This is a genomic window from Bacillus sp. LSHTCR4, from assembly GCF_057197025.1.
The window spans coordinates 1-2,519 of the sequence record NZ_JBXUNO010000017.1; the positions used below are offsets into that span (position 1 = coordinate 1).

Annotated in this window: 2 protein-coding genes; both read right to left on the reverse strand. The window is 34.6% G+C overall.

Going from position 1 to position 2,519, the window contains the following annotated elements:
- Nucleotides 1-380: 380 nt before the first annotated feature.
- Entirely contained in the window at nucleotides 381-1,112 is a 732-nt protein-coding gene (locus tag AC2CGR_RS28105) for a DsbA family oxidoreductase (RefSeq protein ID WP_484481376.1), read from the reverse strand.
- 165 nt (nucleotides 1,113-1,277) lie between these two features.
- Nucleotides 1,278-2,237 (reverse strand): alpha/beta hydrolase, encoded by a 960-nt coding sequence (locus tag AC2CGR_RS28110; RefSeq protein ID WP_087963829.1) that lies wholly within the window; start codon nucleotides 2,235-2,237, stop codon nucleotides 1,278-1,280.
- Nucleotides 2,238-2,519 lie beyond the last annotated feature (282 nt).

A 2,519-nucleotide genomic window follows, 5' to 3' on the forward strand; every position in this document is an offset into this window, starting at 1 on the left:
TATTAGGCACGCCGCCAGCGTTCATCCTGAGCCAGGATCAAACTCTCCAATAAAGTTAGTTTGTCTAGCATCTAAAAATAAAAATTGACGTTTCACGTTGTTTGTTTCGTTCAGTTTTCAAAGAACTACTTGGCCGCTCATTTGCGACTTCCTTATGTTAACATCTTCGTTAGTTAATGTCAACTAAGTTTTTTATTTCGTTTGTCGCTTTCGACGTTATTGTCATCGGCGACTTGTTCTATATTACACCTCTAAGTATTAATCGTCAATACGTTTTTTAAAAAAACTTCATTTTTTTAAAACCCTATTTACATACCTCTTCTATCAGAATATATAAGCAACCCATATAATACTCTATGGGTTGCTTTCCATCATAAAAACTATTGTTCTTTTGAAGGTACCGAACAGCTTTCATCTGTACAAGACATATCGCTTCCACCTTCTGAAGAAAGCTCTTGTAACTTAGGTACAGGATTCTCTTCTTCCCACACTTGCTGAAGTGCACCAACAAAAGTTTCAAGTGGTTGTGCACCTGAAATAGCATACTTTTGATTAATAATAAAATAAGGTACTCCTAAAATTTGATATTGCTGAGCAATCGCTTCATCAACTCTAACATCATTTGCATATGCGCTTTTATCATTAATAACCTGTAAAGCTTCTTGTTTGTCTAGACCTGAAGCTTCAGCTATAGTAGCGAGCGTATCCACATCACTTAAATTTCTTGATTCAGTGAAATATGCAAAAAGTAGATTTTCCGTAATCTCTTTTTCTTTCCCTTGATCCTTTGCAAATTTCGCAAGACGATGCGCATCAAAAGTGTTCGTCGGCTTCATCTCATCAAAATTAAAACTTAAACCCATACTAGCTGCATGATTACCTAGCTGCACGTTATTACGTTTCGCTTCTTCAATACTAATCCCATACTTTGATGCAAGTACTTCATTAATACTTGTTCCAGAATAGATTGGAGCATTTTGGTCTAATTCAAAACTTTTAAACTCAACTTCAACATCCTTCTTATGAGGAAATTGCTCTAAAGCTACTTCTAATCTACGTTTCCCAATGTAGCAAAACGGGCATACAAAATCTGACCATACTTCAATTTTCATAGAAACACCTCATTAACATGTAGTTTTCAATCATTGTAGCACTGGCACTAAGGAATTCAAAAATTTATGCTTCAAGCCTTATATACTACAACCTAAAATAAATTTATAAATAGAAAAACGATAATCAAAAGTATTACCTTCTGATTATCGTATATATAAATCTAATTATGCTTGAATATATCTTCCCACGAACTTCCATACGGTATTCCAATACGTATTTGAATCTATCTTCTCAGCTTCTCCATGTCCAGCACCTGGAACAATTAATTTCTCTTTTTCTACTTTTGCAGCATTATATACTTCATCTAACATTTCAAAAGGAACGAATGTATCCGCATCCCCGTGAATGAATAGCATCGGTGTTTTACTTTTTGCAACTTGTTTAATAGCTGAAGCTTCTTCTAAATCATATCCAGCTCTTAATTTTGTAACTGTATTTGCCGCATTCATAACAGGAAACTTCGGCAAGTGGAATAGATCTTTTAATTGATACGTAAATTCATCAACAACAGTTGAGTACCCACAATCTTCAATAATAACTTTAACGTTAGAAGGTAAATCCTCACCTGAGGTCATCATTACAGTTGCCGCGCCCATCGAAACACCAAATAGTGCTATTTCAGCATTAGGATCTTTCTTTACAATTTGTTGAATCCAAATCAAAATGTCTTTACGATCATGCCAGCCCATACCAACATAATCCCCTTCACTATTCCCGTGCCCACGAAGATCTGGTGCTATGACATTATAGCCTTGTTCATAAAAGTTACGAATATATTTCGTCATTTCTGATGCCCTACCATTGTATCCATGAACTACAATCGCCCATTTATGACTAGATTGTTCATTCATATATTCATAACCTGTTAAATTCAGTTTATCGAAAGAACGTATAGTTAATGTGTTAGGCTTATACTTTGATACGAAGTTCGCATTCTTCTCTTCATTTGTAGCCAATGCATCTCCCGATGCATTTACCGTTTCTACTAAATGAGGATTATCTTCCAAAAATTCTTTTTCTTGTTTCGCATTCAACGCATAGTTATAAAAATAATTTCCAACTAACATATACACAATCACTAGAAGGATTAAGACTACTATAGTAATTATACCTATCTTTTTCATATTATCTCCTTTTTAAAAATTAAATATCCCTATATTAAAGCACTCAAAAAATAACGGTACTATTTTAACACACCAATAGATTGCTTCCACAAAAAATAAAATAGAAAATCTGAAACTACACATCGAAAATGATGAAAGAAATTGAATACAAAAGGATAACTCGAGGCTAATAAGAAGTTAGAAACACAAAAAAGACGAGTCATTCTGACTCGTCTTAAGCTTGCTTGGCGACGTCCTACTCTCACAGGGACAAGGTCCCAACTACCATCGGCGCTAGAGAGC